We start from the raw sequence: 5,431 nt of genomic DNA on the forward strand, positions 1-5,431 counted from the left end.
AGCGTAATCATATTGACAAAGGGACCAGGGCTAGAGACAAAATCATTGGCACTAGAAAGTATCCCAAAAAGAAAGAGATAAAGGAGACCAATAAATATATAGGTCCGAATGGACTGGGCGGAAACATTGACCTTCCTAGTCGGATCCTTTTCCTGCTTCTTTCTAAATTTCGCTAATTGGGCGGGCTGAGTCGCATAGATAATGTTGACATCGACTAGGCGACGAACCATTTTAAGACGCATCTGGACTCACCTCTTCTCTTCGACCAGCCAATCCAAGATAAATGGACTCTAGGCTTTGTTCTGGGTGTTGTCCCTTTAATTCCTCGATGGTGCCATAAAAGATGAGATTCCCCTTCTTCAGGATGGCAATCTTATCACAGAGCTGTTCTGCTACTTCGAGGACATGGGTAGAGAAGATGACGGTATTGCCCTTGTCCGCATGCTCCCGCATCATCTGCTTCAGATCGTAAGAGGCTTGAGGATCCAAACCAGTCATGGGCTCATCTAGAACCCAAATGTCTGGATCAGATAGAAGAGCCCCGATGACAAAGACCTTCTGCCGCATCCCATGAGAGAAAGACTCGATGACCTCATAACGATGACTAGCAAAGTCAAACAGATGCAACAAATGCTCCAAGCGGTCATCACATTCCTGCTGGCTCATATCATAAGAAGTAGCGACCAACTCCCAAAATTCATTGGCCGTCAATCGAAGGAAGAGATCTGGCGAATCGGCTACGTAGCCAATTTTCTTCTTTATTTCCAAGCGATTGCTATAGAGGTCCTTCCCATCTACTAGGATTCTACCAGTCGTCGGGGTGATGACACTGACCAGGCTCTTAATGGTCGTTGATTTCCCAGCTCCATTATGGCCGATCAAGCCGACAATTTGCCCATCTTCAATGGTTAAGCTCAAATGGTTCAATGCCAGTTGACCATCGTAATCCTTGGTGACTCCTTGAAATTCAATCATAGATTCTCCTTCTCCTATTCCACTTCCCTAATGAAAGAAAGTGGTTACTTATTTTGCCTATATTTTAGTCCTCTTTTCCTCATTTGTCAATGGAAAACTTAAGTATTAAAGCAATTCTTCAAAGCGATAGAGAAGGCCAAACAGATAACTAGGAATGGTATCTAGGAGATCCTTCCTATAGACCCGCTCCCCTCTTTGATGGAGTTCCTTGCCCCAAGGTCCTAAATTGACTGCCGGAACTTGGATCTGGGCAATTTTTTCCAAATCCAACTCGTAGACTTGAGAAGGGGTCGCCAAACTATCCAAGACGACCTGATAGCTTGCTAGGTCTCTCTCCAAGGCGCAATAACTGGTGTCACAAATGCCCATGAAGTATTCCTCCACCTTCAGGGTCAGGCCGCATCTTCCTAAATAGTGGCGGTAATCATCCACCAGGGTGCCAATTTTGAGACTGGTGTTTGGTAAAGAACGACAGTTCATGGATGGGTAATAGGGTGGTGCAAAGCCAATGACAACCAATGGAGTCTTCTCCGCTAGGAAGTCTAAGTAAGCTTGGATCTGCTGGATGGCAATGGCCTGATAGCTGACTCCAGCTAAGAAAGCTTGGTAGGCCCTTTGCTCACATTGCTCTTGGAAGCTTGAAAATCCTTCCTTCTTTTGGCAACGATCCAGCAATTCTTGATAGCTGATCACTCTTGGCTGAGCTATCACATGTTCTTGGCCTGCTTGGTCCTGGAGGGACAGGTATTTGACGTAAAACTCATCAACCGCTTCCTGGCTCAACTCCTTGATGCGTTGCAGTAATTCCTGAGGGGACTTTTTCAGATGCAGCACACTGAAATAGCCAGCAGCATAGAGGACCGTCGATACATCATACTGGTCCTTCAAATCTCGCAGATAAGACCAAGAAGGAAGAGGAGACTGCTCTCCCAAAGCTTGGTCGGATAGGTCAGGATGGAGGTCCAATCTCGATGCAACTGCGATTAGGAGAGAGAGGGCGTTGATTCCTTTAAGAGGCTCCTTCATATGGGATAAGACACCCTGAGTCACGACGACTGGCATGAGCTTGCCGACCGTTCCGATGTGCAAGACCTTCTCCTGGTCACTAGTGGCTTCAAAGGGCTCTGAATCCACTGCTAAGACATAGTCCAAGTCAAACTCATCTTTTAACTGACAGAGCAAACTTAATGCTCCTCGCATCCCGCGTGAATAGGACTCCTCATCTCCCACAGAAAGGTAGAGGAGGTTGACCTGCCCGCCTTCTGGATCGGAGGCGTAGGCTTCTAAGACTCCCAGTTGGAGCGCTAAAGCCGCCTTCATGTCACAAGAACCTCGTCCAAATTGCCATTGGCCAGAATCTAGGTTCTCCTGCATTTCTGATCGAAAATCAATGCCCTTCAAGGCTTGAACCAGTGCCTCGGAATCCAAAGCTATAGGGGCTAGGGGACCGTAATCTTCTAAATCTACCGTATCGTGGTGGTGAAAAAGGATCACTGTCTTTTTCTTGCCCTTATCGACTAAGGCCCAATTGACACTGCGATGAAGATGGTCATTGGGAAGAGGGTAGCGACCAAAGTGCTGGGGGTGACTCTTGAAATATGGAATAGACCCAATTCGTTGGTCTAGATAGTCTTCTATCTCCCTTTCTGTCTCGGTATTAGTAAAGCTCGGTATGGACATTGCCTCTTGAAAAATGGTGGCAATTTGTTCTTGGAAATGTTCTATGGATCTCAATGAAAGCCTCCTTCTGATGGACTGGATCCTTTGGTATGCTATCACCCTTGGGCGATCAGTCTGGTATTATTGATCTTCTTTGCGACGGTAGACAACTTTCCACAAGCTAGTCGCAAGGAAGGTTAGCAAGCCATAAACTGTCCAGATATTTACTGTTTCTCCAGTTTCAGGCAAGTGAGCTTCCTCCTTTTCAGGCAAGCGAGCGACACTTTCCTCTCCTTGGCTTTTGCTTTCGCTGACGTGTGCTAATTGAGCCAATTCTTCTTTCTGTTCTTTACGGAAGTCCATTTGGTCTCGTCCGACTGGTGGTTGTTGTTCCAGATGACTAGCTTGATCAGCAACAGAGACCTTACCGGCTTCTTCCACTACAGTAGGCTTCTTCTTAGCGATTGGGAGAATACGATCTGCCAAGCTTGCATATTCGGTATCCTTTTCACTTGGCTGGTAGCGGAATAAGAGCGACCGACTAGCTTCGACAGTTGGGATGGTTGTTGAAATAGAGTCTGTTTTGAAGGTCACTTCATATGGATCCGCAAAATAGATATAATCCGGATCATAGGTGTGTAGACTCAAGACCAGACGATGACCTTTTTTCACTGTATACAAGTTTGGCTGCAAGTACATGGTGTAATCATGGAATTCATTTTCTTTCACATCGATGGACTTACTAGAGCTAGCAGAGTCATAGCGAGAAGCTGGATTGGCCAGATTCATCCACCCACGCGCAATTACCACACTCTTAACCTTGTGGGTCTTGTAACGTTTGAGAGGCAAGGTTTCAAGGTTGCTACCATTCCAGTAACCTGTCTCATCGATGGTTTCTTTTTCCAGTGTGCGCGTGCTGTAGCCATCTTTGTCATAGGTGATTTCTTCCTTAACGACATCAAATTCTTCATCGGAAACATCCATCAGGGTCGCACTGACATGGGCATGGTTCTTGTCTCCCTTGACAAAAGCTGCGCTAAAATGCACCGGAATATGACCTTTGATGGTCGTATCTTGGTCAACGGTTGCTGCATAGGAAGCTGCTACTTCGGAAGAATGGAAGGCCGCATCCTGGTTGCGTGTGGTCCAGTTGTTTCCCGTGCCATAGTAATCCCCCGTCACTGTTACCTCTTCCCGCTTAGAGTAGATCCGACCTGAGATAGCTTGATCTGTATCCCACTTGTCAAAGCGGTGCCACTTGCTAGGATCCAGATTGTCCTGAGCTGTTACTTGCGGGAGGTTTTCAATGCCATTTTCGATACCGTAGAGGTAATGGCTATACCAGAGATTCATCAGGTCATTAAAGGCTTGACCTGCCACTTCTGTTCCTGACCAACGAGTGGATGGATAGATGTGATTGCCTTGATGGAGCAAGACCTTGGCATCGATCCCTGCCTTCTTATAGGCTTCCAGCATAAGTTCGAAATGTTTAGGCTTGACATTGTCGTCATTGAGCCCTTGGATAATCAATGGTGCAGCTTTCAAATTGGCTGCGTTCAAGGTGTAGTCACGTTTGACATACTCTTCGTTGTAATTATGGCCATCCTTGTGTTGGAGCTCATTCAGCTTGGTAATATAGGCTGCATAGTAATCCTTGACCTTGTCCCAATCTTCCTTATCAAGAATACGGCCTGAGGTATAGACTGACAACCAAGAGAGGTCGTTGGAAGCTCCTGTATCAAGAGGAGATCCTTGGCTGTTAAAATGGTCATACCAGCTGGCAATCCCTGCTGCTGGCACAATGGTCTTGAGACCTTCGACTCCAGTAGAGGCTACACCGAAGGTCGTTGTACCAGCCCAAGACAAGCCTGTCATGGCCACATTTCCACTGGACCAGTCAGCCTTGATTTCACGGTTGCTGGTTTTGTCCGCATAGGCCTTACGCTTACCATTCAACCACTCAATGATGTTCTTGTAGGCCGCAATTTCTAGGTCAGATCCAGTCGTATTGATCCCATCAGAACCTTTGGATCCCAGACCACTACTGGTAACTACTGCATAACCCCGAACCAAGTAGTAATTGTACCAGTTGAGGTTTTCATAGTCATAGTGGGTATAGTCATCTGAGCTTTCACGCGGATTGACATAGTACCATTCTTTTGGATCTGCAGCCTTTGCCACTTCTTCTGTCGAGACTTCTTTGACTGCCTTTCTCTTTTCTGGCTTACTGTAGAGTTTTGCCATATCAAAGTTCCCACCTTCTTTCAGACCCAAGCCCTCAAGGGTGCGTTCTTCTGTCGTACCTGTTACGTAAGGACTGGCTTCAAAAATAGTCGGTGCTTTATAATCCCCCTTGACTGCTGCCTTAGGAACTTGGACCAAAGTTTTCACTAAGTCTGGCTTGCCATCTCCATCTGTGTCATAATCCGTCTCAACATAGACAATATAGCGGACAATGTCACTCTTTTCATAAGAATAATGCTCAATATTATCCCCCGGTGTAAATGGGAAGATCGGTTGGGCCCGTCCGTTCAAAAAGAGAGGTTCTTTGCGATCAGCGCGGTAGGCCGCATGGAGTTTTTTAGCCACCTCAACCATGGAAGCTAAGTTAGTCACTGGTGCCGTTCCTTCTGTATCCTCACTGATCATACCAAGACTTTTAGCAAAGGCCAAACGATCCTTATCAGTTGATCCTACTTGTCCATCTTTTGTCGACGCCCATTTCAAGAGCTGGTTGACAGCATCCGTCACAGTTGCATCCTTCTTAGCATCTTGCTCCTCAACAGGTTGACCAGTC

General features: G+C 46.5%; 3 protein-coding genes and 1 pseudogene. All 4 read right to left on the minus strand.

Annotated features, from left to right (window positions below):
- Positions 1 to 242, minus strand: a pseudogene (locus ACLOR3_RS07350) (hypothetical protein); the annotation flags it as partial.
- On the minus strand, positions 232 to 975 hold the full coding sequence (locus tag ACLOR3_RS07355) for an ABC transporter ATP-binding protein (RefSeq protein ID WP_411399873.1): 744 nt from the start codon (positions 973 to 975) through the stop codon (positions 232 to 234). The gene ACLOR3_RS07355 and the pseudogene ACLOR3_RS07350, both read right to left, overlap by 11 nt.
- Before the next feature lie 105 nt (positions 976 to 1,080).
- Entirely contained in the window at positions 1,081 to 2,655 is a 1,575-nt protein-coding gene (locus tag ACLOR3_RS07360; RefSeq protein WP_411400212.1) for a M20/M25/M40 family metallo-hydrolase, read from the minus strand.
- A 120-nt stretch (positions 2,656 to 2,775) separates the two neighbouring features.
- Positions 2,776 to 5,431: CocE/NonD family hydrolase (locus ACLOR3_RS07365; RefSeq protein ID WP_412037108.1), on the minus strand; the 2,656-nt coding region annotated here is incomplete at its 5' end.

Source organism: Streptococcus intestinihominis, assembly GCF_046824975.1.
Lineage (GTDB): Bacteria > Bacillota > Bacilli > Lactobacillales > Streptococcaceae > Streptococcus.